Origin of the sequence: [Mycobacterium] fortunisiensis (assembly GCF_019050325.1) — a bacterium.
GTDB lineage: Bacteria > Actinomycetota > Actinomycetes > Mycobacteriales > Mycobacteriaceae > Mycobacterium > Mycobacterium fortunisiensis.
Genome location: NZ_VOMB01000027.1, coordinates 148,308 through 173,716 on the forward strand (window position 1 = coordinate 148,308; position 25,409 = coordinate 173,716).

At 68.0% G+C, this 25,409-nt stretch carries 38 protein-coding genes and 2 tRNA genes; 21 read left to right on the plus strand and 19 right to left on the minus strand.

The window, feature by feature from the left end; translation table 11 throughout:
• The first annotated feature begins 65 nt into the window (after positions 1 to 65).
• Complete coding sequence (locus FR943_RS24955; protein ID WP_217160978.1) at positions 66 to 473, plus strand: LapA family protein; 408 nt, start codon at positions 66 to 68, stop codon at positions 471 to 473.
• 3 nt (positions 474 to 476) lie between these two features.
• On the opposite strand, the gene FR943_RS24960 is transcribed toward FR943_RS24955, so the two are convergent.
• Both FR943_RS24960 and FR943_RS24965 read right to left on the minus strand, forming a co-directional pair.
• Entirely contained in the window at positions 477 to 1,496 is a 1,020-nt protein-coding gene (locus FR943_RS24960) for a phosphotransferase family protein (RefSeq protein WP_217160981.1), read from the minus strand.
• Positions 1,497 to 1,508: 12 nt separating this feature from the next.
• Positions 1,509 to 2,117: a histidine phosphatase family protein gene (locus FR943_RS24965; protein WP_217160982.1), complete on the minus strand. Its 609-nt coding sequence runs from the start codon at positions 2,115 to 2,117 to the stop codon at positions 1,509 to 1,511.
• Positions 2,118 to 2,166: 49 nt separating this feature from the next.
• On the opposite strand from FR943_RS24965, the gene FR943_RS24970 reads away from it, so the two are divergent.
• Both FR943_RS24970 and FR943_RS24975 read left to right on the plus strand, forming a co-directional pair.
• A complete protein-coding gene (locus FR943_RS24970) occupies positions 2,167 to 2,922 on the plus strand; it encodes an SDR family NAD(P)-dependent oxidoreductase (RefSeq protein ID WP_217160984.1) in 756 nt (251 codons plus the stop codon).
• A 66-nt stretch (positions 2,923 to 2,988) separates the two neighbouring features.
• On the plus strand, positions 2,989 to 3,720 hold the full coding sequence (locus tag FR943_RS24975) for a GntR family transcriptional regulator (RefSeq protein WP_217160985.1): 732 nt from the start codon (positions 2,989 to 2,991) through the stop codon (positions 3,718 to 3,720).
• 15 nt (positions 3,721 to 3,735) lie between these two features.
• Here FR943_RS24975 and FR943_RS24980 read toward each other — a convergent pair whose 3' ends face one another.
• The 3 genes from FR943_RS24980 to FR943_RS24990 are packed head-to-tail and all read right to left on the minus strand — an operon-like array spanning position 3,736 to position 6,177.
• The gene (locus FR943_RS24980; protein WP_217160986.1) at positions 3,736 to 4,434 is read right to left on the minus strand and encodes a phosphonatase-like hydrolase; all 699 of its coding nucleotides are present in this window, start codon (positions 4,432 to 4,434) and stop codon (positions 3,736 to 3,738) included.
• A 26-nt stretch (positions 4,435 to 4,460) separates the two neighbouring features.
• Positions 4,461 to 5,594 (minus strand): TIGR03364 family FAD-dependent oxidoreductase, encoded by a 1,134-nt coding sequence (locus FR943_RS24985; RefSeq protein WP_217160987.1) that lies wholly within the window; start codon positions 5,592 to 5,594, stop codon positions 4,461 to 4,463.
• A 52-nt stretch (positions 5,595 to 5,646) separates the two neighbouring features.
• Complete coding sequence (locus tag FR943_RS24990; protein WP_217160988.1) at positions 5,647 to 6,177, minus strand: metallophosphoesterase family protein; 531 nt, start codon at positions 6,175 to 6,177, stop codon at positions 5,647 to 5,649.
• A gap of 144 nt (positions 6,178 to 6,321) precedes the next feature.
• Between FR943_RS24990 and FR943_RS24995 the strand changes: the two genes are divergently transcribed.
• Positions 6,322 to 6,675 carry a Fe-S protein gene (locus tag FR943_RS24995; protein ID WP_217160989.1) on the plus strand — a complete coding sequence of 118 codons (354 nt, stop codon included), beginning with the start codon at positions 6,322 to 6,324 and terminating at the stop codon, positions 6,673 to 6,675.
• Positions 6,676 to 6,777: 102 nt separating this feature from the next.
• Complete coding sequence (locus FR943_RS25000; RefSeq protein ID WP_246585253.1) at positions 6,778 to 7,191, plus strand: hypothetical protein; 414 nt, start codon at positions 6,778 to 6,780, stop codon at positions 7,189 to 7,191.
• Positions 7,192 to 7,347: 156 nt separating this feature from the next.
• Here FR943_RS25000 and FR943_RS25005 read toward each other — a convergent pair.
• A tRNA-Arg gene (locus tag FR943_RS25005) sits at positions 7,348 to 7,420 on the minus strand.
• A 37-nt stretch (positions 7,421 to 7,457) separates the two neighbouring features.
• Positions 7,458 to 7,549: transfer RNA gene (locus FR943_RS25010), tRNA-Ser, on the minus strand.
• 88 nt (positions 7,550 to 7,637) lie between these two features.
• On the opposite strand from FR943_RS25010, the gene hisC reads away from it, so the two are divergent.
• The 3 genes from hisC to FR943_RS25025 are packed head-to-tail and all read left to right on the plus strand — an operon-like array spanning position 7,638 to position 10,004.
• The gene (gene hisC / locus FR943_RS25015) at positions 7,638 to 8,720 is read left to right on the plus strand and encodes a histidinol-phosphate transaminase (RefSeq protein ID WP_217160991.1); all 1,083 of its coding nucleotides are present in this window, start codon (positions 7,638 to 7,640) and stop codon (positions 8,718 to 8,720) included.
• The gene (locus tag FR943_RS25020; protein WP_217160992.1) at positions 8,717 to 9,178 is read left to right on the plus strand and encodes a DUF4334 domain-containing protein; all 462 of its coding nucleotides are present in this window, start codon (positions 8,717 to 8,719) and stop codon (positions 9,176 to 9,178) included. Before hisC ends, FR943_RS25020 begins: the two co-directional genes overlap by 4 nt.
• A gap of 10 nt (positions 9,179 to 9,188) precedes the next feature.
• On the plus strand, positions 9,189 to 10,004 hold the full coding sequence (locus FR943_RS25025; protein ID WP_217160993.1) for a crotonase/enoyl-CoA hydratase family protein: 816 nt from the start codon (positions 9,189 to 9,191) through the stop codon (positions 10,002 to 10,004).
• On the opposite strand, the gene FR943_RS25030 is transcribed toward FR943_RS25025, so the two are convergent.
• Positions 9,991 to 10,899: an NAD-dependent epimerase/dehydratase family protein gene (locus FR943_RS25030; protein WP_217160995.1), complete on the minus strand. Its 909-nt coding sequence runs from the start codon at positions 10,897 to 10,899 to the stop codon at positions 9,991 to 9,993. The genes FR943_RS25025 and FR943_RS25030 overlap by 14 nt on opposite strands.
• Positions 10,900 to 11,340, minus strand: coding sequence for a hypothetical protein (locus tag FR943_RS25035; RefSeq protein WP_217160997.1), 441 nt, complete (start codon positions 11,338 to 11,340; stop codon positions 10,900 to 10,902).
• A 47-nt stretch (positions 11,341 to 11,387) separates the two neighbouring features.
• Here FR943_RS25035 and pdxR point away from each other — a divergent pair, with 47 nt between their 5' ends.
• Positions 11,388 to 12,788 (plus strand): MocR-like pyridoxine biosynthesis transcription factor PdxR, encoded by a 1,401-nt coding sequence (pdxR, locus tag FR943_RS25040; RefSeq protein WP_217160999.1) that lies wholly within the window; start codon positions 11,388 to 11,390, stop codon positions 12,786 to 12,788.
• On the opposite strand, the gene FR943_RS25045 is transcribed toward pdxR, so the two are convergent.
• From FR943_RS25045 to FR943_RS25055, 3 genes are all read right to left on the minus strand, one after another.
• The gene (locus FR943_RS25045; RefSeq protein WP_217161000.1) at positions 12,789 to 12,938 is read right to left on the minus strand and encodes a hypothetical protein; all 150 of its coding nucleotides are present in this window, start codon (positions 12,936 to 12,938) and stop codon (positions 12,789 to 12,791) included.
• Between the two features lie 61 nt (positions 12,939 to 12,999).
• Positions 13,000 to 13,725 (minus strand): cutinase family protein, encoded by a 726-nt coding sequence (locus FR943_RS25050; protein ID WP_217161001.1) that lies wholly within the window; start codon positions 13,723 to 13,725, stop codon positions 13,000 to 13,002.
• 126 nt (positions 13,726 to 13,851) lie between these two features.
• Complete coding sequence (locus FR943_RS25055) at positions 13,852 to 14,763, minus strand: acyl-ACP desaturase (RefSeq protein WP_217161002.1); 912 nt, start codon at positions 14,761 to 14,763, stop codon at positions 13,852 to 13,854.
• 438 nt (positions 14,764 to 15,201) lie between these two features.
• Here FR943_RS25055 and FR943_RS25060 point away from each other — a divergent pair, with 438 nt between their 5' ends.
• A complete protein-coding gene (locus tag FR943_RS25060) occupies positions 15,202 to 15,702 on the plus strand; it encodes a hypothetical protein (protein ID WP_308170652.1) in 501 nt (166 codons plus the stop codon).
• On the opposite strand, the gene FR943_RS25065 is transcribed toward FR943_RS25060, so the two are convergent.
• Positions 15,699 to 16,037, minus strand: a complete 339-nt coding sequence (locus tag FR943_RS25065) for a helix-turn-helix domain-containing protein (protein WP_217161004.1) — start codon at positions 16,035 to 16,037, stop codon at positions 15,699 to 15,701. The two genes, FR943_RS25060 and FR943_RS25065, sit on opposite strands and share 4 nt — an antisense overlap.
• A gap of 243 nt (positions 16,038 to 16,280) precedes the next feature.
• Positions 16,281 to 16,448, minus strand: coding sequence for a site-specific integrase (locus tag FR943_RS25070; RefSeq protein ID WP_217161006.1), 168 nt, complete (start codon positions 16,446 to 16,448; stop codon positions 16,281 to 16,283).
• A 306-nt stretch (positions 16,449 to 16,754) separates the two neighbouring features.
• On the opposite strand from FR943_RS25070, the gene FR943_RS25075 reads away from it, so the two are divergent.
• A complete protein-coding gene (locus FR943_RS25075) occupies positions 16,755 to 17,006 on the plus strand; it encodes an excisionase family DNA-binding protein (protein WP_217161007.1) in 252 nt (83 codons plus the stop codon).
• A 162-nt stretch (positions 17,007 to 17,168) separates the two neighbouring features.
• Positions 17,169 to 17,465, plus strand: coding sequence for a helix-turn-helix domain-containing protein (locus FR943_RS25080; protein WP_217161008.1), 297 nt, complete (start codon positions 17,169 to 17,171; stop codon positions 17,463 to 17,465).
• Here FR943_RS25080 and FR943_RS25085 read toward each other — a convergent pair whose 3' ends face one another.
• The 3 genes from FR943_RS25085 to FR943_RS25095 are packed head-to-tail and all read right to left on the minus strand — an operon-like array spanning position 17,466 to position 18,711.
• Positions 17,466 to 17,780 (minus strand): DUF2442 domain-containing protein, encoded by a 315-nt coding sequence (locus FR943_RS25085; RefSeq protein WP_217161009.1) that lies wholly within the window; start codon positions 17,778 to 17,780, stop codon positions 17,466 to 17,468.
• A complete protein-coding gene (locus FR943_RS25090; protein ID WP_218046169.1) occupies positions 17,777 to 18,076 on the minus strand; it encodes a hypothetical protein in 300 nt (99 codons plus the stop codon). Before FR943_RS25090 ends, FR943_RS25085 begins: the two co-directional genes overlap by 4 nt.
• The gene (locus tag FR943_RS25095; protein ID WP_217161010.1) at positions 18,073 to 18,711 is read right to left on the minus strand and encodes a hypothetical protein; all 639 of its coding nucleotides are present in this window, start codon (positions 18,709 to 18,711) and stop codon (positions 18,073 to 18,075) included. The genes FR943_RS25090 and FR943_RS25095 overlap by 4 nt, the downstream gene beginning before the upstream one ends.
• A gap of 196 nt (positions 18,712 to 18,907) precedes the next feature.
• Between FR943_RS25095 and FR943_RS25100 the strand changes: the two genes are divergently transcribed.
• The 4 genes from FR943_RS25100 to FR943_RS25115 are packed head-to-tail and all read left to right on the plus strand — an operon-like array spanning position 18,908 to position 20,266.
• Positions 18,908 to 19,090, plus strand: coding sequence for a hypothetical protein (locus FR943_RS25100; protein WP_217161011.1), 183 nt, complete (start codon positions 18,908 to 18,910; stop codon positions 19,088 to 19,090).
• A complete protein-coding gene (locus tag FR943_RS25105) occupies positions 19,087 to 19,428 on the plus strand; it encodes a hypothetical protein (protein ID WP_217161013.1) in 342 nt (113 codons plus the stop codon). Before FR943_RS25100 ends, FR943_RS25105 begins: the two co-directional genes overlap by 4 nt.
• Positions 19,425 to 19,895: a hypothetical protein gene (locus FR943_RS25110; protein ID WP_217161014.1), complete on the plus strand. Its 471-nt coding sequence runs from the start codon at positions 19,425 to 19,427 to the stop codon at positions 19,893 to 19,895. The genes FR943_RS25105 and FR943_RS25110 overlap by 4 nt, the downstream gene beginning before the upstream one ends.
• Positions 19,892 to 20,266: a VOC family protein gene (locus FR943_RS25115; protein ID WP_217161015.1), complete on the plus strand. Its 375-nt coding sequence runs from the start codon at positions 19,892 to 19,894 to the stop codon at positions 20,264 to 20,266. Before FR943_RS25110 ends, FR943_RS25115 begins: the two co-directional genes overlap by 4 nt.
• A 63-nt stretch (positions 20,267 to 20,329) precedes the next feature.
• On the opposite strand, the gene FR943_RS25120 is transcribed toward FR943_RS25115, so the two are convergent.
• Both FR943_RS25120 and FR943_RS25125 read right to left on the minus strand, forming a co-directional pair.
• Positions 20,330 to 21,712, minus strand: coding sequence for a DUF1254 domain-containing protein (locus tag FR943_RS25120; RefSeq protein ID WP_217161220.1), 1,383 nt, complete (start codon positions 21,710 to 21,712; stop codon positions 20,330 to 20,332).
• A gap of 131 nt (positions 21,713 to 21,843) precedes the next feature.
• Positions 21,844 to 22,122 carry a hypothetical protein gene (locus tag FR943_RS25125; protein ID WP_217161016.1) on the minus strand — a complete coding sequence of 93 codons (279 nt, stop codon included), beginning with the start codon at positions 22,120 to 22,122 and terminating at the stop codon, positions 21,844 to 21,846.
• A gap of 110 nt (positions 22,123 to 22,232) precedes the next feature.
• On the opposite strand from FR943_RS25125, the gene FR943_RS25130 reads away from it, so the two are divergent.
• The 5 genes from FR943_RS25130 (at position 22,233) to FR943_RS25150 (ending at position 25,167) form a co-directional block, all read left to right on the plus strand.
• Positions 22,233 to 23,267: an AraC family transcriptional regulator gene (locus FR943_RS25130; protein WP_246585254.1), complete on the plus strand. Its 1,035-nt coding sequence runs from the start codon at positions 22,233 to 22,235 to the stop codon at positions 23,265 to 23,267.
• Between the two features lie 63 nt (positions 23,268 to 23,330).
• Positions 23,331 to 23,762, plus strand: a complete 432-nt coding sequence (locus tag FR943_RS25135) for a hypothetical protein (RefSeq protein ID WP_217161017.1) — start codon at positions 23,331 to 23,333, stop codon at positions 23,760 to 23,762.
• Positions 23,763 to 23,987: 225 nt separating this feature from the next.
• Positions 23,988 to 24,197 carry a helix-turn-helix domain-containing protein gene (locus FR943_RS26710; RefSeq protein ID WP_217161018.1) on the plus strand — a complete coding sequence of 70 codons (210 nt, stop codon included), beginning with the start codon at positions 23,988 to 23,990 and terminating at the stop codon, positions 24,195 to 24,197.
• Between the two features lie 26 nt (positions 24,198 to 24,223).
• A complete protein-coding gene (locus tag FR943_RS25145) occupies positions 24,224 to 24,649 on the plus strand; it encodes a hypothetical protein (protein WP_217161020.1) in 426 nt (141 codons plus the stop codon).
• A gap of 29 nt (positions 24,650 to 24,678) precedes the next feature.
• The gene (locus tag FR943_RS25150; RefSeq protein WP_217161023.1) at positions 24,679 to 25,167 is read left to right on the plus strand and encodes a hypothetical protein; all 489 of its coding nucleotides are present in this window, start codon (positions 24,679 to 24,681) and stop codon (positions 25,165 to 25,167) included.
• Positions 25,168 to 25,409: the final 242 nt, after the last annotated feature.

Genomic DNA, 25,409 nt, shown 5'->3' on the forward strand with positions numbered 1-25,409 from the left:
GACATGCCGCCGCGCTTTAGCTCAGGGTGGTTTGCTTTGGCGCCGCGGCGCGCGAAGATGGCAGCATGACCAGCGATCCGCCTGCATCGCCCGATTTGCCTGAGCCCACCGCGGCCACACCGGCTCCACCCCCGGCCGGGCCGTTGCCCGACCCGGGCAAGCCGCCCGAGCCCGGCAAGTCACCCGCCAAGACGGGCAAGGCCAGCGAGCCCAAACTCACCCGCGCCGGTGCGCTGTGGTCAGCACTGATCCTGGGTTTCCTGGTGCTGATCGTGCTGCTGATCTTCATCGCGCAGAACACCGAACCGGTGCCGATGACGTTCCTGGGCTGGCACTGGTCACTGCCGACGGGCGTGGCGATCCTGGGCGCCGCGGTGGCCGGCGGCCTGTTGACCGTCGCCGCCGGATCGGCCCGGATCTTCCAGTTGCGCCGCGCGGCCAAGAAGAACTTCAAGGCCGCCCAGCACGGCTGAGCGTCAGCCCAGGGCGCGCAGACCCGCGGCGATCAGCGGGGCCACCGCCTCGCCGACCTGTTCGGGACCGTCGGCTCCCTCGCGCCTGCGATAGTCGATTCCGGCGGCGATGATGGCCAGTTTGAAGTTGGCCAGCGCCATGTAGAACTCCCAGTGCGCCAACTCGCGGCCGGACACCTTCGCATAGCGGTTGGCCAGCTCGTCGGCCGTGGGCAGCAGCTCCGAGGTCCACGCCGCGTCGGAATGCACGTAGCCGAACATCGGATCGCGGTAGACGCACATCAGGGCCGCGTCCGACAGCGGGTCACCGAGCGTGGACATCTCCCAGTCCAGCACCGCGCGGACCACCGTGGCATCCGCGGCGTCGAGGATCGTGTTGTCGATGCGGTAGTCGCCGTGCACGATCGACGTTCCGCTCTGCGGCGGCACCGCCTCGGCCAGCGCCTGATGCAAGCGGCGGACATCGTCGTCGCGGGCGTCGTCGGGCAGCCGGACATGCTCCCACTGCGAACCCCAGCGCCGGACCTGCCGTTCCAGGTAACCGTCGGGTTTGCCGAAGTCACCGAGGCCGACCGCGGCCGGGTCGACGGCATGCAGATCGGCCAGCGCCTGGATCAGGGCGTCGACGCAACCGTCGATCACCTGTCGGTCACCGAGTGCTTCGAGCTCTGCGGCGGTGCGCACCACCCGGCCCTCGACGTGCTCGACCATCTGGAACGGGGCGCCCAGCACCGAATCGTCGTTGCGCATCGTCACCGCGCGGGCCACCGGGACCGGGGTGTCGGCCAGTGCCGCGACCACCTTGTACTCCCGAGCCATGTCGTGCGCCGACGGCGTCAGCCCATGCAGCGGCGGACGCCGCAGCACCCATTTGGATGCGTCGTCGAACACCAGGAAGGTGAGGTTGGAACGGCCACCGGCGATCAGTTCGGCGCGGAGCTCACCACTGCGGGCGATGCCCTCGGAATGCAGATGCCGGTCCAGGGCGACGAGGTCGAGCCCTTCCAGATTGGTCACGGTCATTGTTTACCAGGCCTACCACCGGACGTTTCGCGGCAGCAGGTCCCACACGTGCTCGGTGCTGTTGACCGACGCCACCGCCAGCCTGCCCGACCGTGACGACAGCACCCGGGTGACCGAGGCGTAGTCCACGTGGAACGACAGCAGCCGCTGGGTCTGCAGGATCTGGTGCAGCAGCACGTTGATCACCCCGCCGTGGCTGAACACCGCGACGGTCTCGTCATGGTCGCCCGCGGCCACCAGGTCCTCGACCGCGGCGGCGATCCTGGCCAGGAACGCGTCCTCGTCCACGCTGCTGGGCAGATGCCCGCCGGCGAGGCGGGCCAGCTCCTCGGGGTTCTCCTTGGCGATGTCCTCGATCGGCACATAGTGCGACATGTCGCGGTCGTACTCGGCGAGCCGCTCGTCGACCTCGACCGACAGCCCGAGCGATTCCGACAGCGGCCCCGCCGTCTGTACGGCGCGTCGTTGCGGGCTGCTGACCAGCCGGGTGACCGGAAACCGGGACAGCGCGGCCGGCAGCCGCTGCGCCTGCGCGACGCCCGCCTCGGACAGGTCGGGGTCGGACCCTTGACCCGGCTCGCTGCGCAGCGGTAAAGCATGTCGGACCAGAAGCAGTTGCACCGTGCCACCATAGGGCCGCAGTACCTGATCACCGGAGAGGGTCCAGTACATGGGATACGCCGACGAGTTGTTCGACCTGACCGATCGGGTGGTGCTGGTCACCGGGGGTAGCCGCGGGCTGGGCGCCGAGATCGCGATGGGGGCGGCGCGGTGCGGGGCCGATGTGGTGATCGCCAGCCGCAACCTGGACTCGTGTGTGGCCACCGCCGAGGCGATCACCGCGGCCACCGGTCGCGCCGCGCTGCCGTATGCGGTGCACGTGGGCCGGTGGGATGAGCTCGACGGCCTGGTGGACGCGGTGTACGCGCGGTTCGGCAAGGTCGACGTGCTGGTGAACAACGCCGGCATGTCACCACTGTACGAATCGCTGGGCTCGGTCACCGAGAAACTCTTCGACGCCGTGTTCAACCTGAATCTCAAAGGGCCGTTTCGGCTTTCGGCCCTGCTCGGTGAGCGCATGGTGGCCGACGGCGGCGGCGCGATCATCAACGTCAGCTCGTCCGGCTCGCTGCGGCCCGATCAGTACATGCTGCCCTACGCCGCGGCCAAGGCCGGCCTCAACGCCATGACCGAGGGGCTGGCCAAGGCCTTCGGCCCGACCGTGCGGGTCAACACCCTGATGGCCGGACCTTTTCTCACCGACGTCAGCAAGGCCTGGGACATGGCCGGTGACCCGTTCGGCCACCTGGCCCTGCAACGGGCCGGCAATCCGCCCGAGATCGTCGGCGCCGCACTGTTTCTGATGTCGGACGCGTCCAGCTTCACCACCGGCTCGATCCTGCGCGTCGATGGCGGCCTGCCCTGAGCCCGAGGCGGTAACCTGGCCAGGTTGGCAAACGTGTCATGACAACTTTCCACGAAGGTGAGGCCGATGGCCGGGCCCCGTTCGCGCCACGAACACGTCGCGGCCGAACTGCGTGCGCGCATCAGGCGCCGTGACTACGCCGTCGGCCAGGCGCTGCCCACCGAAAGTGCGTTGTGCGCGGAGTTCGACGTGTCCCGCGGCCCGGTGCGCCAGGCCCTGGCCACGCTGAAGAACGAGGGCCTGATCCGGGTTTCGCGCGGCAAGCCCGCGGTGGTGCGCAGCCACGAGGCCACCCAGCGGCTGGATACGTTCACCCCGTTCACCGAGTGGGCCGAACGTGCCGGGCGCACCGCCGGCAACCGCACTCTGGAAGTGGCCCGCCGCCGGGCGTCCGGGGCCGCGGCCGAGGCACTGGGATTGACGGCAGAGGACTTCGTGGTCGAGGTGCTGCGCGTGCGGCTGCTCGACGGTGAGCCGGCCATGGTGGAGCGCAGCACCTTCATCGACTCCGTCGGCTCGCTGCTGTTCGAGTTCGACACCGATTCCGGTTCGATGACCGCGTACCTGGCCGGTCGCGGCGTGCACTTCGATTCCATGGAGCACGTGCTCGACGCGGTGGCGGCCGGGGCCGACGACGCTGCGAATCTCGGTATCGCGCCGGGCAGTCCGCTGTTGCGTGAGCGTCGCGTCTCACGGGATCAGAACGGGGTGGTGTTCGAATGCGCCGATGACCGGTACCGGCCCGACCTGGTGACGTTCAGTATCGTCAACGCCCGCACCAGTTTTCCCGACCCCTAGCCGTGGCGGCCCGGCCTACTGCAGCTCGGCCAGCAGGGTTGGAAGGTCGGCCACGCTGTCGAGGATGTGCGTGGCACCCGCTTCGGACAGTTGGGCCCGGTCGTGCGCCCCGGTCAGCACGCCGACCGAGGCCCGGGCACCCGCGCGCAGGCCACTGACGACATCGGAGGCGGAGTCGCCCAGCACGACCATCGAACGCACCGAATCGGTTTCGGTCTGCATCAGTGCCGTCAGCGCCATGTCGGGGTACGGCCGCCCGCGCACCCCCGCCGTGGGGCACAGCACCGCGTCGGCCAGGTGCTGCCAGCCCAGCGCCTCGATGATCGCCGTCTGCGTTTCCTTGGCGAACCCGGTGGTCAGCGCGGTCTTGATGCCATCAGCCCGCAGCGTGGCGATGACCTCTTCGGCGCCGGGCACGGGACTGCAGTTCCCCTCGGCCACCAGGCGGGCATAGCAGCGTTCGAATTCCTGGTTGGCAGCCTGCGCCTTCCCCTCGTCGCCGCGGGCCAGATGCCGGAAGACGGTGATCTTGGACTGCCCCATGGTGTCGTCGACGTAGCGCAGCATCTCCTCCCGATCAGCGTCCGTCTTCGACAGGCCCGCGTGTCGGTCGGCGGCCAAGAACGACTGCTGCACCAGACCGCTGTCCTGCACGGTGGTTCCGGCCATGTCGAACACGACGAGCGTGATCGGTTCGGTTGTCGTGGCGCTCATGGAGTCATCCCTTTCGTTCGGGTGGTTCAGGCTTGTGCGACGAGTGGTCCCAGGGCGTTCTCGACGCTGTCGAGGGCCAGGCCCAGGCCGGTGGTCATGCCGATACCGGTGGTGACGGTGACGACGTGGGTGCCCTCGATGGGCTGCTCGATCAGGAATTCCTGACCGGGAGCCGAGCAGTAGACCCCCTGCCAGCGTTCGGACACCTGGATATCGTTGATCCCGAACAGTTTTCGGGTCTCGTCGAGGAGCACCTCGAATCCCTCTTCGGATTGAAACGGTGGTGCGGACACGTCGTGGTAGTGGGTGTCACCGATCAGCAGCGAGCCGTCGGGCTGCGGGGTGTACATCTGGTGCAGGCCGATGTCGACGTGGTCGGGGTACTCGGCGCGCAACCGCTCGGCGACGGCGGAGGTGGTGGGCAGATCCGCGAAACCCGAGTAGCGCACCAGCGACCATCCGGTGAACAGCGGTGCGGGCAGTGCCGCAGGCAGGGGCAGCCGGGCCCGCAGCATGTGCAGCCGACACCGCAGCAGGCCGTCGCGCTCGGCCAACGCCGGGAAGAGCCGGTCGATGTCGTAGTTGACGGTGACGAAGGTCGCCGTGGCCCGCACCGCACCGCGTGAGGTGTGCACCACGCCGGGCTCGAATCCGGAAGCCGCGGTGCGCCAATGGAAGTCGACGCCCTCGGTGGCCAGCCAGCGCGCAATGGCGGGAGCCGCGGTGCGCGGATCGACCTGCAGGTCGTTCGGCAGGTACATGCCGCCGGTCACCCGATCGGCCGCCACCGGAACCCGATCCAGGACCTGCTCGCGGCTCAGCAACTCCACCTCGGCAGGTCCGCGGACGGCAGCGAATTCGCGCATCACGGCCAGTTCGTCGTCATGACGCGCGACACAGAACGTGCCTGCCTGCGCCGACCAGAACCCCGCGCTGCGTGAGAGGTCCAGCCAGTGCTGACGGCCGCGCCGCGCATAGTCCCCGGCAATCCCGGATTGCGCGGTGAGGCAGACATGACCGAAGTTCTGCACCGAAGCCCCGACGACCCCGCCTGCGTGGTCGACGACGGCGACCCGCAACCCGCGTCGATGCGCGTGGTAGGCGTGCGCCAGGCCGACGATGCCGGCGCCGACCACCACCACGTCATAGCTGGGTTTCATGCGCCCACTGTGGGCGGCGGTGGCGCAACTTGTCAATACAAGTACTAAATCTTCACTTCTTATCTAGATACGTGGCGCGTTGTTCATCTCGCCGGACCGTGTGCAGGCGGACATCGGCCAACACGCCCGCAGAGATACGCGCGGTCATATACGTGCAGTACGGCTGCCGGCGGCGGTCGGTCGGCGACCCCGGATTGAGCAGGCGCAGACCGGTTTTCGCAGTGGTGTCCCACGGGATGTGACTGTGCCCGAACACCAGCACGTCGGTTGCCGGGTAGTCCCTGGCCACGCGCGCCTCACGGCCCGTGGCCGCGCCGGTCTCGTGGACCACCGTGAAACGCAGACCGTCCAGTGTCACGTCGGCCCGCTCCGGCAGCCGTCGGCGTAGCTCCGCCCCGTCGTTGTTGCCCCAACAGCCGATCAGGCGCGACGCACGTGCACCCAGGGTGTCGAGCAGGGCGGGCTCGACCCAGTCGCCGGCGTGAACCACCACATCGGCCCGGTCCACCTCGTCCCACACCTGAGCCGGCAGATCCTTGGCGCGCATGGGCACGTGAGTATCGGCGATCAGCAGCAGCCGCATCCCGGCCAGCCTACGTGACCAGGGTGCGGGAAACCTGGAAGCCGAGCCTGCGTGAGGGCTAGGGTGGCCAGTGTCGGCGCGTGACGTTCCACCCCTAGCTGGAATGGCACGCGCCGACTCACACTCAGGGCTTACACTCCGCCCATGGACCTACTACGCAACGTAGTTGTTTATCTCCACCTGATCGGGTTCGCGGTGATGGTCGGCGCCTGGGTGGCCGAGGCCGTGGCCCGCCGCTTCGAGATCACCCGGGTGATGGACTACGGCATCACGCTGTCGCTACTGACCGGCGTGGCCCTGGCCGCGCCGTGGCCGGCCGGCATCGAGTTGAACTACCCGAAGCTCGTCACCAAGCTCGTCATCCTCGTCGTGCTCGGCGCCGTTCTGGGCATCGGCCGGGCACGGCAACGCCGTACCGGTCAACCCGTGCTGCCGCTGTTCGTCGCGGCCGGCGTGCTGCCCCTGCTCGCCGCCGCCATCGCGGTGCTGTGGACCTGAGCCTCGGCCCGAACCTGAGCTGGAGCTGAGACCGTCCCGTAAAGTTAACTGGCAAACAGCATTTGTCGGCAGGTACGGGAATCAATGGGACACAGACACGCCATGGCGACCGCCAGGGTCATGCGCACGGCGGCATTCACCGGATGCGGTACACCGCAGGGTGACGGCCGTATCCGGGCCCGGACCCGTCCCGCCGATCGGCCGCGGCAAGCCCACCACGGCGTCTTCGAACGACCCCGGCGCCGTCGCTATGCCGGCCAGCTGAAGACCTCGGCCACCCTGGTGACCGGCCGGTCACCGTGGATGAACGACCGGGTCACCGTGCTGCGTGGATTCCTGGCCGACCTGCACGGCCTGCACCTGCCACCGGAGCTGGCCCGGGTCCAGGTCGCCGGCCACGTCGAACTCCTGGTCTCCGTGCTGCGGCTCAATCGCCAGACCGCCCGGCAATTCGTCACCGACGACGTGCTGCGGGAGATGGCCGTCGACATCGCGACTGCCGTCGGGTCGGAGTAAGCGGGCCGGCCTGGCTGCCGACTGCCCGGCGGAGATCGCCGAAATCGACGCCAGGGTGGTTGTTCCGCGGGAATCACAGCCCAGGTGTCGATCTCGATGAAAGCAAGAGACAAAAATCGAGGCGTGGTCCGCAGACCACGCCTCGATTTCTTTGAGTGCGCCCGAAGGGATTCGAACCCCTAACCTTCTGATCCGTAGTCAGATGCTCTATCCGTTGAGCTACGGGCGCCTTGCGCTATTCAGTTGTGCGGTTGACAAGTCAACCGTGGCGGAGGCGAGAGGATTTGAACCTCCGGTCCCCGGTAAGGGGGACAACTCATTAGCAGTGAGTCCCATTCGGCCGCTCTGGCACGCCTCCTTTGAACTTCTGTGAGGGTACCGGACTCCGTCCTGTTGCCCGAAACCGCCGAGGGCACACAGTACACAGCCTCCCCTATGCTGGCCAAGTGAGTATCCGTTTGCGTCCCGAAATGGCCGACCTTCCGGCATACGCACCAGGCAAAACAGTTCCGGGCGCAATCAAGATCGCCAGCAATGAAACCGTGTTTCCGCCCCTTCCGAGCGTGCGGGAAGCCATCCTGCAGGCCACCGAGAACATCAACCGCTACCCCGACAACGGCTACCGTGACCTGCGCGAACACCTGGCCAAGCACGTCGACGTCGCGCCCGAGCAGATCGCTGTGGGCTGCGGTTCGGTCAGCCTGTGCCAGCAGTTGATACAAATCACATCCAGCGTCGGCGACGAAGTCGTGTACGGATGGCGCAGTTTCGAGATCTATCCGCTGCAGATCCGTACCGCCGGGGCGACGGGCGTACCGGTCCCGCTGCGTGAGCAGACTCACGATCTCGACGCCATGCTCGCGGCGGTCACCGACCGCACCCGGCTGATCTTCGTCTGCAACCCGAACAACCCGACGTCCACCGTGGTGGACCCCGAGGCCCTGGCCCGGTTCGTGGCCGCCGTCCCCGACGACATCCTGATCGTGCTCGACGAGGCCTACGTGGAGTACATCCGCGACGGGCTGCTGCCCGACAGCCTCGAGCTGGTCCGCGCCCACCCCAATGTGGTTGTTCTGCGGACCTTCTCGAAGGCCTACGGGCTGGCCGGCCTGCGCGTCGGTTATGCCGTCGCCGATCCCGAGATCGTCACCGCGCTCGGCAAGGTCTACGTGCCGTTCAGCGCGACGAGCGTGTCCCAGGCCGCGGCCATCGCCAGCCTGGAGGCCGCCGACGAGTTGTTGGCCCGCACCGACGCCGTCGTCGCCGAACGCAGCCGGGTCAGCGCCGCCCTGCGCGCGGCCGGCTACGAGCTGCCGCCCTCGCAGGCGAACTTCGTCTGGCTGCCGCTCGCCGAACGCACCCTCGACTTCGTGGCCGGGGCCGCTGACAGCCGCATCATCGTGCGCCCGTACGGTGAGGACGGCGTGCGGGTCACCATCGGTGCCCCGCACGAGAACGACGCCTTTCTGGAGTTCGCCCAGAGCTGGATCGCGGGTGACGCCGGGACTCGGACAGGAGAAACCAAGTGAGCGATGCGCGCGGTACGTTCGACGGGTTCGTGAGCCGCGACGGCCAGATCCCCGACACCGAACTCGACGCGTTCTGGGCGCTGCTGCGGCCCGCCAGCATCGACTTCATGCTCGGTGAGTGGAAGGGCGGCGAATTCCAGACCGGGCACAAGGCCAACGGCTTCATGAAGCGGCTCAACTGGTTCGGCAAGACGTTCCACTCGGCCGCCGACGCCAAGCCACTGGTCTGCCTGGACGCCGAGGGCAACAAGTTCTCCAACACCGAGGCGATGAAGGGCGAGGCCAGCCTGTGGCTGGAGGAGTTCCGCGGCGAGGTGACCGCGACGATGGTCTACGACGGCGCGCCGGTGCACGACCACTTCAAGGTGGTCGACGACCACACCGTCGTCGGCATCATGAACGGCAAGGGCGCGGTGGTTGACGGCCGCTACCTGTACTTCTACCTCCAACGCGTCTAGGAGAGACCCGATGGCTGACACCTACGAATCCGCCTCCGTCGAAATCTCCGACCACGTTGCCCGGGTGACGCTGCTGGGTCCCGGCAAGGGCAACGCGATGGGCCCGGCGTTCTGGGCCGAGATGCCCGACGTGTTCGGCACTCTCGACGACGACCCCGACGTGCGCGCGATCGTGCTGACCGGCTCCGGCAAGAACTTCAGCTACGGTTTGGACCTGCCGGCCATGGGCGCAGCGATGCCCGGTCTGGATGCCGGTGCGGCCGACCGCGCCGGGTTCCACAAGCGGCTGCAGAAGATGCAGGGCGCCATCACCGCCGTCGCCGACTGCCGTACCCCGACCATCGCCTCGATCCACGGCTGGTGCATCGGCGGCGGGGTGGATCTGGTCAGCGCGGTGGATATCCGCTACGCCAGCGCCGACGCGAAATTCTCGGTGCGCGAGACCAAGCTGGCCATCGTCGCCGACGTGGGCAGCCTGGCCCGGCTGCCGCTGATCCTGTCCGACGGGCATCTGCGTGAGCTGGTGCTGACGGGTAAGGACGTGGACGCAGCGCATGCCGCGCGCATCGGTCTGGTCAACGACGTCTACGACGACGCCGACGCCTCCTTGGCCGCCGCACACGCCACGGCCACTGAGATCGCCGCCAACCCGCCGCTGACCGTGGCCGGGGTGAAGGATGTACTCGACCAGCAGCGCACGGCCAGGGTGGCCGAGAGCCTGCGTTATGTGGCGGCGTGGAACTCGGCGTTCCTGCCGTCCAAGGATCTGGCCGAGGCGGTCACTGCGATGTTCCAGAAGCGCCCGCCGCAGTTCACCGGGGAATAGGCGTCCAGCCGAGTTCGGCTTTGGCCTTCGCGTTCGACAGCGGCAGCCAAGCCGTGCCGAATGCGGTGGCCGGGTACGGGGCCACCAGTCCGACCAGTCGATGCGAGATCGGCAGCGGCGGCGGCCGATGCAGCGTGCGGTTCAGCTCCCGGACGTAGTCACCGAACGACTGCGGGCGGTCGTCGACGATGTTGTAGATCTGGCCGCCGCGGCCCTTGTCGAGCGCATCGGCGGTAGCCCGGGCGACGTCGTCGATGTGCACCCAGGACACGATCCCGGGGCCGGTCATCGCCGGCAGCGCCCACCATTTCGCCAGCCGCCGGAACAGGTCGTCGTGGGTGACGCCGGGGCCGTAGAAAGCGCCGTAACGCAACACGATTCCCTCGGTGCCGCTGCGCTCCCCGGACGTCAGCACGTCACGTTCCATCCCTCGCAACGCCGCCAGCATCTGTTCGCCGCCGCGTGGCGGCGGTCCGGGGTACGGGTCGGTCTCGTCGATCAACTCCGGTCCGGTGGGTCCGTACCCGTAGGCGAAGATCACCGATTCGGCGACGACGCGACGAACCCCGGCCCGTTGCGCGGCGGCCACCAGATTGCCGGCACCCCGGCTCCACAGCTCTTTGGCCGGCTCGAAATCCTTCATCCGCTTGGGGCCCAGTTTGGGCAGCGTGGTCAGCAGGCTCACCACGGTCTCCGGGGCGAATTCGGCCACCACCGCGTCGATCTGACCGGCATCGAGGACGTCGGCCACCACGGGCTTGCCGCCCGCCGCCGAGATCTGGGGCGTCTTGCTCGACGAGCGGGTCACCCCGATCACCTCGTGGCCGCGCGCATTGAGCTCACGCAGCAACGGAATTCCCGGAACACTGGTTGCCCCCGCCACCAGGACACGCATCTACGGTTCTCCTGTCTTGTCATCGGAAATGCTGGTACGCAACGCAATTGCCAGCAACACCGTGGTCAATACCAGGCCGCCGGCCTCCAGCCAGCCGACCCAGTTGCCCGCGGCGTGGTCGGTGTCGATCAGATGGCTCAACGAATGCAGCGCCCAGTGTGCGGTGGCGAACGCCAGGGTCGGCACTCGCCAACTCGGCCACTGAAACGCAGCCAGCATCATCAGTCCGAGCGGCAACTCGAAGGAGGCGTTGTCGAAGATGTAGTGGTCGTTGCGGGTGCCGAACGCGCCGATCGTGTCGTAGAACGGACCCGGCGCCAGCAGCATGAACAGCCCCAACGCCACCGAGTAGACGCCGAACACCGCAAGAACCACGCCGGGATACCGCGAGCGGGTCTGCGTGGCCGCCGTCGTGGCCGATGTCTTGGCCGTCGTCGCCATGGCTTTCACGGTAGACCGCCGATGGTCTCCGAGTAGGCTCCAATTTCATGGCAACTTCGGGTACCAATTCGGGGCCGGAGCTGCTGGTCGAACTGGACCGTGGTGGCAGCCAACCCCTGCACCGCCAACTCGCCGACGGCCTGCGCGAGGCGATCCGCTCCGGCCGCCTGGCCCCGGCCACCCGCATGCCGGCCACCCGGGTGCTCGCCGCCGACCTCGGGGTGTCGCGCCGGCTGGTGGTGGAGGCCTACGGTCAGCTCACCGCCGAGGGATTCCTGCACACCCGCCAGGGCGGCGGCACCCACGTCGCCGCCGTCGCACCCGTCACCCCGAGCCGTGCCGGCACAGATGCCACCCGCGCCCGCTTTGACATCGATTTCGCCCCGGGCTCACCGGATCTCGCCAGCTTCCCGCGACAGGCCTGGCTGCGGGCGATGCGGCAGGGCCTGGCCGAGACCGAATCCAGCACGTTCGGCTACGTGGCGCCGCACGGATTGGCGGCCACCCGCACCGCGGTGGCCGACTATCTGCGGCGCACCCGCGGCGTGGTCGCCGACCCGCGCCGCATCGTCTTGTGCTCCGGCGCCACCCAGGCCATCGCCCTGCTGGCCCGATGCCTGGACAACTCCGTGGCGACGGAAGATCCCGGATTCTGGCCGCATCGAATGGTTTTGCGACACAACGGAATCGAGCCGTCACCCATCCCTGTTGACGGCGACGGCATCGACGTCGCCGCACTCGAAGCCAGTGGCGCCACCACGATACTGACCACCCCGGCCCACCAGTCACCGACCGGCGTGGTGCTCTCGCCGGCGCGGCGCACCGCGCTCCTGCACTGGGCGCAACAACCCGGACGGCTGATCATCGAAGACGACTACGACGCCGAATACCGCTACGACCGTTCGCCGGTCGGCGCGCTGCAAGGCGTCGCACCCGACCAGGTGGTCTACGTCGGGTCGACCAGCAAAACTTTGGCGCCCGGCCTGCGGATCGGCTGGATGGTGGTGCCCGATCACCTGATCGAACCGGTCCGCATCGCGAAAGGCCTTGCCGACACCGGTAGTTCGGTGATGGACCAGATCGCGTTCAGCCAGTTTCTGACCTCCGGCGGCTACGACCGTCACCTCCGCCAGATGCGTCGTCGCTACCCGGCGCGGCGCCGCGCGCTGCTGGACGCGCTGTCACGGCATCTGCCCCTGGCCGAAGTTCTCGGCGCGGCAGCCGGGGTGCACCTCACGGTGCGGTTCCCGGCCGGTTTCCCGGTCGACGAGCTGATCCGCCGCGCCACCGCCCGGCGGATCCGGCTCGAACCATTGGCGCCGTGCTACGCCGACCCCGATACCGCGCCGCCCGGGCTGATCCTGGGCTACGCCAACCTCACCGAATCCCAGATCGCACGTGGCGTGGAGAAGCTCGGTGAGATCGCGCGGCAACTGCCCGAGGTGTGATCAGCCGGCTTCTTTGGCCGACTTCCGCTCGGCGAGCTTGTACTTCACAAGAGCCACCAGAGCCTTCGGATTACGCGCGAATGCACCCGCGGCCTGCAGATACAGCTTGGCCTTCTGGCCGACCGTCAATTGCGGCTCTTGTTCCGTCACAGACTCTCCCCTATCCAAGGCAACGTGACCGAACAATAGCGTGTGCGCCTCGGACCGATTCCTACTGTCCGGCGGTCTGAGCCACACTCTGGTCCGGCTGCTGACCATCCAGCCGCGCGGCCACGTAGTCGGCGGCCTGCTCGGTCAGTCCGTTGGCGACGTACAAGTTGTGCGCATTGTTGTCGCTGCCGGTCGGCGAACACACCGGATCCTCCGTGATGCACAGGTCATCCGTCTTGCCGGCGTACCGGGATCCGACCGTGATGGGCGGTGCACCGGTGTAGATCATCTGCAGGAAGCCACTCGAGGGCTTACCGAACAGCGCCACCGCGGCCACATGGTCGGCCACCTCTGCCGGAAGCGGGCCGGTGATGCTCGGCGGCAACGCGAAGCCCTGCGGCACCTCGTCCTCGGTGATGTAGGCGGCCACCGCGGCACCCTGCGAGAAGCCACCCAGCACGATGTCGGTGTCCGGGCAGGCCGCGGCCGTGGCCCGGACCTTGTTGCTCGCGTCGGCCACACCGTCGGCGGCGGTCGCGAAGTCAAGCGACGCAGGGTAATTCACGCCGTAGACGTCGACAGACTTGCCATCGGTCCGGGCTCGCAACGCATCGATGAAGGCCTGGCCGGTACCGCCCACGCCCGGCGGTTCGAACGTGCCCCGCGCGAACACCACCTGCACATCCGCACAGGGATCCGCCGAAGCCTGACCGGCTGCGGCGATACACCCGCCCGCCACGAACACTGCCGATGCCACTGCGCCCAACCAACGACCAATCCGGTTCATTTTCGACCCACCCACACTCGTTACGACCCTGCGACCTACCGCACCGACCTTTCCTCGATACCCGAGATCAGACCGATGTGAATCGTCCGAGCTGTGTGATCTGCGCCACGTCGCAGCGACGTGGCGTTACGAAGCCGCCCCGACGCGCTCGCGCTTCTGCTCGTAGAACCGGGCACGCTCATCGACCAGCTCGAGGAACCCGGCGAGCTCCTCACGAGCCTTCTCCCCGGCGGGCCCGAAATCAGTCCGGTCGAAGACCCGCCAGAACCGCAGGACCGGCTGCACCACGTCGTCGTGGTGTACCCGCAGGTCGTAGATGCCGGCCTTGGCGATGGTGATCGCGTTCTTGGCGAAGTCGGTCATTCCCTGGCCGGGCATGGCGAAGTTCACCACCTCATCACGGATGGCCATCATCGCGGCATCGGGTGCGATGTCCAGCGCTGCGGCCATCAGATTGCGATAGAACACCATGTGCAGGTTCTCGTCGGCCGCGATCCGGGCCAGTAGCTGATCGGCCACCGGACACCCCGAGGCCCGGCCGGTGTTGCGGTGTGAGACCCGGGTGGCCAGCTCCTGGAACGACACGTAGGCCAGCGCCGCCAGCGGCGTCTTGTCCCCCGAGTCGTACCCGGCGACTGTGTGCTCCATCCGAAGGCGTTCCAGCACAACAGGATCCACCCCACGGGTGACCACCAGATAATCGCGCAGCGCGATGCTGTGGCGGCCCTCTTCGGCGGTCCACTGCCCGACCCAGGTACCCCAGGCGCCGTCGCGGGAGAACCGCGTCGCGATCTCCCGGTGATAGGACGGCAGGTTGTCCTCGGTCAGCAGGTTGACGGTCAGGGCCACCTTGGCGACCGGGTCCAACGGCGAATCCTCGGGCTGCCAGTCCTCGCCGCCCAGGAAGGCGTAATCACGCCCCCGGCTCCACGGAACGTAGTCATGCGGGAACCACTCCCGCGCCATCGACAGATGCCGATCGAGGTTCTGCGCGACAACCGGTTCCAGCTCGTGGAGCAGTTCGGCTTGGATGTCCATTCCGGGGTCCTCCCATCACGTTCGACCACAACCTACGCTACCGTAGGTTACGGGACCGTAGGTTAACCTTGGACGAAAATCCCCGCTGCATTTTGGTGCAGATTCCATGGTTTGCCACGCTTGGGTTGCCGATCGGAGGCAGATTCGAACGGTCAACGCAAAATCACTGATTCGGGGAGTTGCAGTGTTTCCTCGTTCGATGCGTCGGCAGTCGTTCGATCTGGCGTTGTGAGGTGTCGCTGTGCGTGATGCCGAGCGTCGTCTTAGCGTGTCCTACGGATCGATCGTGAACGCGAGAGGCAGGTACGGGGCGGGCCGACTCACTGGTCCGTCAACTGTCCGGCAACGGGTCTCGTGACGCGCTGCGGCCTCGCGTGCCAGCCGACGCGATCCCGTCGTCCGAACCGGTATCTGACACCGCCGTGATGAGATGAGAACGTGAGTCGCAAGCTGTCGCGGGTAGAACCCCTGCCGTCCGACACTCCGCATGAGGTGGAGTTCTTCAAGCGGCACCGCGACGACGACGAGGCACAGACCGCTCCCGGCCTGGACGCACTACTCACGTTCCCGGTCAACGTCCGGGCCCGGTTACTCGCGACCCTCGCCGCAGTGGCCAAGTCCCCGCCGAAGCGGTTCGCCGGCGGGGGGCAGTGGGAAGCGATGCACGGCGACATGACCGGCTACTTCGAGGCCCGTGTTACCTCCGGCACCCCGAATGGGAAGTGGCACTACCGGCTGTTCTGCGTCCTCGACTACACCGCCGAGGGGAAGACAGTGCCACTGCTTGTGGTCATCCATGGGGCCGCGAAGCGCTACCAGACCACCCTGCCGGCTTCCCGCTACGCCGAGGTTCGCGACCTGGGCAACGAGTACCGCAAGCGCAACCCGCGGTCACTCGCCACCCCTGAGGACATCAGCGCAGCGATAAGCGCAAACTAGGCGCAGGCCCGCATGGGCTCGGTGATGCGGGTGCGCTCATCCTCCGACATAGGGGTGAGCGTGACCTTCAGGCCCAGCGCCGCGGCGACCTCCGCGATGGTACTGAGCGTCGGGTTCACCGACTCCGACGACAACAGGCGTCGTACAGTGCTGTCGTTGGAGCCGATCGCCCTGGCCAGCGCCGCCTTGCTCAAGTTCTCAGTGCTTCGCGCTTCGTCGAGCGCGTTGATGATGGAGTCGATCGCCTCGATTCGCGCGGTCTCCGCGGCATACGCACGAGCGAACTCGGGGTCACGGGCCTCGACTTCGAGCAGCGTGTTGAATGCTTCGTTCATGGCTTCCCCTCTCTCTGTATCAGCTGTGCGGTCCACGAACACAGAAACCGTAACATAAATGCCACGATCAGAAGGCGTGTGTTCGATCACGTCGTCGGTCCACGTATCGGTCCGCAGCCGCTCCCAATGTCATCAGCCCAGAACAGCTCTTGCTCCAGCCCTGGCGGCACCACGGAAACCCTGGGCCGAGCCCAGCTGCGGGGTGTTCAAAGGGTGAACACCTGGCCCGACGCTGCCCGGTGTTCAAAAGCTGAACACCTGGTCCAGATCCATCACCATGCTGCGGGCAATCAGGGTCGAGGCCGTCTCGGCGTCGAAGTCGCCCGCCGACCACCGGAGGCCGGAGAGTTCACACCGGCGCAGGCCGAGCAGTGCGAGGTACGCCGGGTTGAAGGCGCGCCCGCGGTCCAAGCGTCGACTCTGGCAGCAGAGCGGTGGCGGAGGGATTTGAACCCCCGGGCGGGTTTAACCGCCTCTCGCTTTCAAGCTAGCGGCACCTGTGTGTTCGGTCGGATGCGGGGTCCGTCGAGGTTCTGTGACCAGCCGATTCGGGCACGGATGGATGCGCTCGATTCCGCGTCATGTGTCACCTCTGTGTCATGTCACGTCCTCCAGGCGCGCGTTCCGGCGCGGCTGTGTTCCGGTGCGCTCCGGGGTGCGTCGGCGTGTCGCACAGATCAGTCGTCGGATCCGGAAACCCGTGATCGGATGTGGAGCATGAGCACCACCGACCCGGCCGCGCTGGCCGCCACGATCGCCGCCGTGCTGGCCGCGACGCAGTCCGAACCCGCACCCGCTCCGGCGCCGCCGACAGTGCTGACCGTCGACGAGGCGGCAGACCGCTTGAAGGTGAGCCGGTCGCTGATCTACTCGCAGCTGCGCTCCGGGGAGCTGCGGTCCGTCCGTCTCGGGCGCCGGCGTCTGATCCCCGCCGCGGAGGTGGACCGGATCATCAGCGAGGCCGCGTAGCCGCGGAGCAGGAACGGAACGGGGCGGTCACCTTCGCGGTGGCCGCCCCTTGTTCGTCTCGGTCGCGCACCGCCGTGATGCCGTCTCGGTTGCCGCCGACAGATGCTCGTGCACCCTTACCCGGAACGGTGAACTCCGTTGCCGGTCTTAGGATTTCGGGGTATGACATCACCTGATCCCGTCGCCGCCGCGGTGTCCGCGCTGATCGCAGCGATCCGCGAACAGGTGCTGGCCGAGATGGCCGCCGCGGCACCGCCGAAGCCGTCTCCCGCACCGGACCAGGCCGAGGGGCCGCTGCTGCTCACCTTGACGGAGGCCCGGCAGCAGCTGCGGGTGTCCAAGGCCACGCTGGACCGGCTACTTCGTCAGGGGCGAATCGCGCGGGTGCGGATCGGTTCGCGCGCGTTCGTCGCGGCAACCGAGATCGAGCGGTTCATCGCCGAGGCGTCGGCGGACTGATTACTCGTGCACCAGTCGGGTCATGCTCGGCTCCCAGCCCTCGCAGGTGCCGCCAGGGCAGACGCCGCGGGTGTGGTCGTACAAGGCATCCGCGGCGAGGTCCACTGTCCCGGAAGGGGTCTCCCAAGCCACGGTCCCGTCGACCAGCTGCGCGGCGGGGATCATGTCGGCGGTGAACGCGGCGAAGACGGTGTCGGGTCGGTTCAGCAAGTACGCGAGGTCGAAGTCGGCCACGGTGTCGTCCGCGAACGTCAGCCGCACCACGGTGCCGCCGCGGGGCTCCACCGCGGTGACGGTCCAGGGGATGGAGTTCACGGCTGCTCCACCATGATCGAGGCCGGCTCGGCCAGGATCCGCGCCACGACTTCGCGCTGCGCGTCGCTCAGCATGTCCTCGGTGTAGCCGTCCAACTCGAGGGCCGCCCACGCAGTGCCGGACATCGGGCACGTGGGGCAGGTGCGTGGGCTGATGATGCCGAACGCTCCCATCTTCGGCGGGTAGTCCCACCCTGCCGAGTACGCCTCTGCGGGCGTGAGGATCTCGTCCCGGCCGCACACCTCGCAGACGTGCCGCAGCTCCGCCTCGACGATATGCGGGTTCTCCTCGGTCAAAGCTCCTCCTCCTCAGTCTCGGTCGCCGCTTCCGCTGCGTGTTCGTCGCAGAGTGCCTGGTACCACCCGGATGGCTTCTGTCGCACACGCCCCGACTGGCCGCACCGTTCGCAGGTGCGGGCCGACAGTTCCTGCGCCGCGGTGATCCGTTCGTGCACGGCGTCGGCCAGTGCGGGGTCACTCGCTTCCGCCCACACTTCGAGCGTGCCGAACTTCTGCTTCACCTGCCGCACAACGAGTCCCGGGTCGATCTCTGCGAGGTCGTGCTGGAGATCGGTGAGGATCCCGGCCCAGCCGTCGCCCGGGTCGATCGGCGGCCAGCCGGTGGGAGGCGTCAGGTCGATCGGCGCGGTGTCGTGCGGCATCACCGCGGACAGCCACCAACGGGTGCGCGGGTAGCCGGCCGCGGCGTCAGCTTCCGCCCCCGCCAACCCCCACAGCGTCGCCGCCCACTGCTCAACCGCGGCGTCGACGGCGCCGGGTTCGTTCAGCACGGCACGGACACCGGCGACCTCGCCCGCGGACAAGACGTTCTCGTAGTCGTCCCAGCCGCCGCCGCGGACCCGAGCGGCCCACTCGCGGAGGAACTGAGCGAGGCGGTCACGGACGGAGTCGGGCAGCGGTTCGATCGGCATGGGGCCAGTGTGGACGCCGCCACCGACACCCCGCCAACGATTTCTCCGATGCAGGATCCGTTGCATGTGCATCGAACCCGGCAACACCCTCGGGACCAGCGGCGCAGCGGTTCGCCGAACATGCAACTGTGAGAAGCCTTGAGCTGCTGTAGCTTTCGGAGTTCCGGATGTCACCCGGCCGTGGCACGATCCGCCCATGAGCAACGCCGCCGACACCCGCCCCGTCATCCGTGCCAGCACCGCCGACATCGCCACGACGGCCGAGTTCCTCAGCTGCCTGTTCGACGCTCCAGTCGTGATCACCGCCGCGAACTCCGAGGTGCCCGCGCCCGGTGGCCGGCACCTGGTGATGATCGTCGCGGAGACGGACGCCGCATGACCGCCGTCTCCCGAGTCCTGCTGTTCACCGAGCCCGATCAGGTCGAAGACACCGTCGCCGCCCTGGCCGCGATCACCGACACCGAGCCAGTCACCATGCGCATCACCCGACTGGACGGCACCCAAGTGACGGCGCACCTCGTGAACGTCGGCACCACGGTGATCGAAGTCGCGCCCGGCGAACCCGCGGTCCCGGCGCTGATCGAACTCCGGGTGCCGGACCTGACGGCCACGGTGGAGCGGCTCTCCGCGGCGGGCATGGTGGTTACGCCGGAACGGGACGGGGCGCGGGTACAGATCGGCGGACTCACCGCGGCGGCGCGGGAGGAGGAAGCGTGATCACCGAGATCCGCCTCGTCTCCAACGACGGCGCCAGCACCGCGGCCTTCTGGTCCGCCATCTTCAACACCCCCGTCGAGAACCTGGGCGACGGCCGGTGGCGGGTGACTCCGGTCGCCGGCCCGACCGTCACGGTGAGCACGGCGCGCGTGGTGGAGGCGATCACGGCCGTCGACTTGACCGTGGTGTGCGACCCCGCCGCCGCGGATCGGTTGCGGGCGCTGGGCTACGAGGTGGCGCACGACGGCACCTCGGCGGTCGATGTCAACGGGACGGACGCGACCGTGTTCCTGCGCCCGCGCGGCTGGGACGGCAAGTCCGACGTGCCCTGGGAGGAACCGACACCGGAGGAACCGGTACGCGACGGCGCGTATTACGCCGGCCTCAGCGGGTCGATCGAGGCCGGCGACTACGAGGCGATCGGTCCGCTGGAACCCGGCCCGGCGTGGGAGGAGCCGGAGCCATGAGACTGTCCCTGTTGGTGATCTACGTCCCGGAGCCGAGTTTGGAACTCGCTGCCCGCTTCTACGGTGCCCTGCTCGACGCGGCGCCGGTGCGCGAGCAGCACGGTTTGGGGCCGGAGCACTACGCCGTGACCGTCGCCGAGACGGGTCTCGTGGTCGAGCTGTACCCGGCGACGAAGCGGCCGCACACCGGCACGAGGCTGGAGTGGCGTGGGGACGCTGACGCAGCGGTGCAGCGGCTGATGGACAGGGCGTATGCGCTCCCGGAGAAGACGCGGGACGGCAAGGGCTGGTGGGTCAGCGACCCGATCGGGAACACCGTGGTGCTGCTGGGCGTCGACGCGGCGGAGGGCGCGACCCCGCCGGAGGACTGAACAGGGGCGGCCACCCGATCGGTGACCGCCCCTGCAGCAGTTGGGATTACGCGACGCCGACGATCAGCCCTTCACAGCCTGCGGTGCCTTCCAGGTACCGTTGAGCGCCTCCTCCTTGGGCCAGTACAGCCGCAGGATGATGGAGAACGGACCGTCGGGTGCAGGCAGCCAGTTGGCTTCCTTGCCCGCGCCGGGAGACTCGTTCTGCACCGCGATGGTGATGCCGCCATCCGGGTCGCGGACCAGGCCGGGCTCCATCGGTGAGTTGATCAGGTACCGGTTGATCGGATTCTCCACCAGCAGGCTCTGCGGCATCTTGTACATGGTCATCGACCAGAACGAGTTGACCGGCGGCAGCTGTCCGGGAGCGAACCGCACGGTGTAGCGGTTGCCGCCCGCTCCGGTCAGCGGCGCACCGGTGGAGTCGGTGGCGATCACCGGGTAGATCGCCTCGGCTGCGGTGTTGCCGTAAATGCCCAGGACCGCACCGGCCATGCGGTACAGGTAGTTGTTCTTCATGTCCTGGCGGGTGCCGAACAGATCAGCCGAGGTCACCGCACCGGTGTCGAGCTTGCCCTTCTGGAACGCGGTCAGCTCGGCCCACGCATCGGCCATCCCGTCCTTGACCGCCTGCAGGGTCTCCGGGCTCATGGTGGCCGGGTTGAAGTCGCCGTCGGGTCCGATGCCGATGGTCGCGAACTTCTCGCGCAACTGCCTCTCGTCGGGCAGCACCGGCGCGTACTTCAATACGAAGTTGAGCACCTTGAAGAAGTCCGGTGAGGTCTTCTGATCCGCCGGCGACAACGGCGGGTAGAAGTCGACCGCCGGGGCCGTGGCGGCGGGCTTGTGCTCGAACGCCGAGAGCGGCTCGACGGTGTAGCCGTCCTGGATCTTCTTCACCTTGTCGATGTCGGCGGGGTCGAACAGCTGGGTGCGGTAGATGACCAGCGCGAAGTCGGTGTCCGACCGGATGACTTCGTTGACACCCTCGGGCTTCTCACCGTTCCAGTTCGGCCCCGCCAGCAGGTACTTGCCGCCGCCGTTGCCGGTGGCGCGGCTGCCCACGTAGGCGAAGTTGTATGTGTAGCCGTCGACGAACTGCAGCGAGAAATAGCGGTTCTCTTCGATCTTCGGCACCGTCAGCACCAGTGGTTCGGCCCGCAGATCCGCCCCCAGCATCGTGTAGGGAGTGTCGGAGTTGGGCGTCTGGATGGTGGTGTCGGCGGGGGTATAGACCCGGGCGATGCTGTGCGCCTGGTTCCACGGCCCCTTGTACTGCGGATTCGCCTTGTCGGCGAAATAGGCGTACTGAATGCGGTAGTTGTCCACCATCGGGTAGCCGTAGGTGTAGGCCTCCTTGGCGATCTCACGCACCTGCTGCGGGGTCGGCGCCGAATTACTCTCCGGCCCTTCGGTTTTGCCGCCGCAGCCCGCCGTGGCGGCCATCAGCGCCACCACGAAGCCCCACGTCAAGAACTTCACTCCATACCCTCCATGTCGTTGTCATCGCCGCACGCAGCCGCAGTGCGAAATCTCGGTTCACCGGTGCGCAACCCGTCTGCGCGTCGCACTGGTCGTCAGCAGGGCTGTCCCGGCGGGGTGTAGTACGGCACCCCTTCGACGGTGTAGCAGGGGACTTCGCCCCAGACGTAGGGGTGGTCGGCTGCCGCGATCGCTGCTCCCGCTTCGACGCCGCGGGCGATGGGGGCACCGCAGCCGCTGACGCCGACGAAGCGGCCATGCACTCCGGCGCAGATGTCGGCCGACGCGGTGGGCGCTGTGATGACCGGTGCGAGGCCCAGCGGGGCGGCGACCAACGCCGCGGCCGCCAGCAGTGTGGTGGTGCGCTTCTTCACGAGTCTCCTGTGGTTGATCGTCGCCGCGACCCAGCCACCATCGGCCGGTCACAACAAGTCGTGGTCCCCCGACCGGGCAACCACTCTGCACCATCTGGCACCTGTTCGTCTTGACTCTGCTGGACAGCTTCTTGATGATGCTGGACATGCAGCTGGTCCGCGGGTCGTCACTCACCGGGTTCGCGCCACTCGTCACCGCCCACGGAGGGGATCCGGACGCACTGCTGACGCTGGCCGGCATCGATCCGGCAGACGCAGGTGACGACGACCGGTTCATCCCGCTACGCAGCGCCATCACCGCGGTCGAGGCCGCAGCCACGACGCTGGACGTGCCGGACTTCGGGCGACAGCTCGGCCGGCAGCAGAGCATCGACATCCTCGGCCCCGTCGCGGTGGCCGCCCGCACCGCCGCCACCGTCGCCGTGGCGCTCGACGTCCTGGTCACCTACATGGACTCCCACAGCCCCGGGATCACCGCGCGTATCACCGACCACGCCGATCCGGCGCTGCGGCGGTTCGAGTACGGCTTCCTGCTGCGCCCGCCGCCTCCGCAGGCCCAGGCCCTCGAACTGGCGCTCGGTCTGACCCTGCAGGTACTGCGCCTGTTCCTGGGCACCGCCTACCGTCCGGTGGTCGTGCACCTGCCGCACCCGCCGTTGGACACCGACTCCGAGTACCGCAGCTACTTCGGGTGCACGCCGTACTTCAACGAGCCGGTCGCAGGGTTCACCCTGCGCGCCGAGGACTTGGAGCGACCGCTCAACCACGATCCGCTCGCGCACCGACTCGCCCTGACCTACCTGTCCGAGGCCCACGGCCAGCGCACATCGGATATCGCCGACACCGTGCGCAGCGTCGTGCGCCAGCTGCTGCCCACCGGGGAACTGTCCGCCGCGCTCGTCGCCCGCCAGTTCGGCATCCACCCGAAGACGTTGCAGCGGCGCCTCGTATCGGAGGGAACCACCTTCCCGGCACTGGTCGACGTGACCCGTCGCGAGCTGGCCCACCGGCTGCTCACCGGCACCGACTTGCCCGTGTCGCAGGTGTCGCGCCAGCTGGGCTACGCCGAGCACAGCGTGTTCACCCGCGCCTGCAGACGCTGGTTCGGGACGACGCCGACGGAGTACCGGCGCCGGTCCCCTTGAGCCCCTGCTGATCTCACGCGCCCCGGCCGTCGGATCGGGCGCGGCGGGGGTACAGGTGCGGGCATGGACGAGACCGAGATGCGAGAAGCCCGTACCCGCGCCGCGATCCGGGTGGCCCGCCGCCTGGGAGCCGACACCGACCAGCTGCATGACGTGATGCTGGCGATGCGGTCGGGATGGAACCCGGATGTGGACACGTACGGCGGCGAGGTGATCGGTGAGGTCCTGAGCGACACCTGCGACGAGGTGTGGCGGGACCGCGGCGAACCGTACGCACCCGCGCGGTCCCGGCGTGTGCTCTGGGTGCTGGCCGCGATGTGGCCGGACGTGATCGCGGAGTGCGGGCGGGAGCGGAATCGGCAACCGGAGTTGGGCTCCGTGTCGTCCGCCAACTACGAGAACCTGGCGAGGTACTGGGAGGAGCGCGGTGAGACTGACCGCGCGAAGCTGTACCGGGAGGCCGCCGAGGTGATGGCGAGGGTGCCACAGCGGTGACCGACTGCTGAATCAACCTGTGCCCCTGCCCGATCCGGGCGGTGGCACAGTCGTGTCCGGGGCGAGTCTGTCTCTAATTTGGAGAACTGTCGCGTTATCTCGCTGCGCGGCAACCAGTTTCGAGTACTGGCATGGGGTGGGTCAGGGGTGTCGGCTGGCTGGACTTTGCCAGAATCCGTGCTACAGCTGGAGATACCGCACTACATGAGCGAACAGGAGAACACCGTGACCGTCCCCGCGAACCCCGTCTTCGAGCCCAACCCCGACGAGTTCCTACGCACCGACGCGATCGCCGAGGAACTGGACCTGTGCACCGAGACGGTGCGGCGCATGATCCGCGACCATCGGCTGCGCGCGGTGCGACTGAAGGGCGAGTACCGCGTGCGGCGCCGGTGGCTGGACGAGTACCTCGACAGCACCCTCGTCGGCGCCTGATCCGAAATCTCAAGGAGCACAACGACATGCGCACCGAACCCACCTGGCTCGACGCCGACGCGAGCTACCGGGCGATCGAGGCCCTGACTGACATCTACGTCCTGGCCGAGGACCACCCCGAGTCCTACCTGGAGGGGCTGATGAAGCTGCCCGCCGAGCAGCAGCACGCCGCCCGCCTGTCCGCTCGCATCGACGAGGAGCGGTGGCGCGACGCCCGCAACGCGGTCTGCCGCCGGGCCGCGATCGCGATGGCCCGCGCCGAGTTGATCGGCCACGACCCCGACGAGAAGCAGCAGGAGGCGTTCACGGCGTTCGTCAAGGCGCAGGACCCCACGGACGGCATCGAGCTGTACTTCGACCACCTGACCGACACCTCGGGCCGGATGGTCACCGCGGGGATCCTGTCCCAAGAGGTCGTCAACCAGGTGGCGGCGACGATCCACCTCGCCTGACCGGACCGAAACACGAAGGAGCACAACGCATGGACGACACCACCGTCAACATGAGCACCCCGCTCACCGACTGCGCCGCGGAGTGCCGCGTGTTCGCGGACGAGTGGGAGGAGAAGGGCGACGCCGTCGGCGCGACCGCGATGCGGGTGAGCGCCGAATCCACGCAGCAGTTGCAGGGCGCCACCAGCAACGGCACCCCGGAGGACCTGGTGAGCGCCCGGCAGCGCGCGGCGCTGAAGGTGCTGGCGCCGCTCGGCCTCACCCGCGACGAGCTGTACGCGGTGGTGAACCTGGCCGGCGAGCGCACGACCGCGGAGCTGAAAGGCCTGGACTACGAGAAGGTTTCGGCAGCACTCGTCAACTGCGCCCGCTACCGCTGCGGGGAAGACGTGTCGGCCGCGCTGACGGTCATGTCGCTGCTGGAGGTGATGTGGCCGGACGTGGTCATGGAGGTCTCCGCCGAGGTACGTCGGTACGCGCCCGCCCCGGTGTCCGTGGGCACCCTCGTCACCACCTGACCCGAACATCCCCAGAAACGGCGAAAGCCGGGTGCTGGACACACCCGGACTTTCAATGCCACCCCGCTCACAACGGAAGTAGGTACGACCCCATGGTCGCACAGGTTTCGCAGAATTCAACTCCCGTCGTCGACACGCCGGCTCCGACGAACCCGTTCCCCCAGGCCGAGTGGGACCGCGTCGCGGCGAACCGGGCCACCCGCGAGAAGTTGCGGGGCTGCTTCATGTCCCGGCACGGTCAC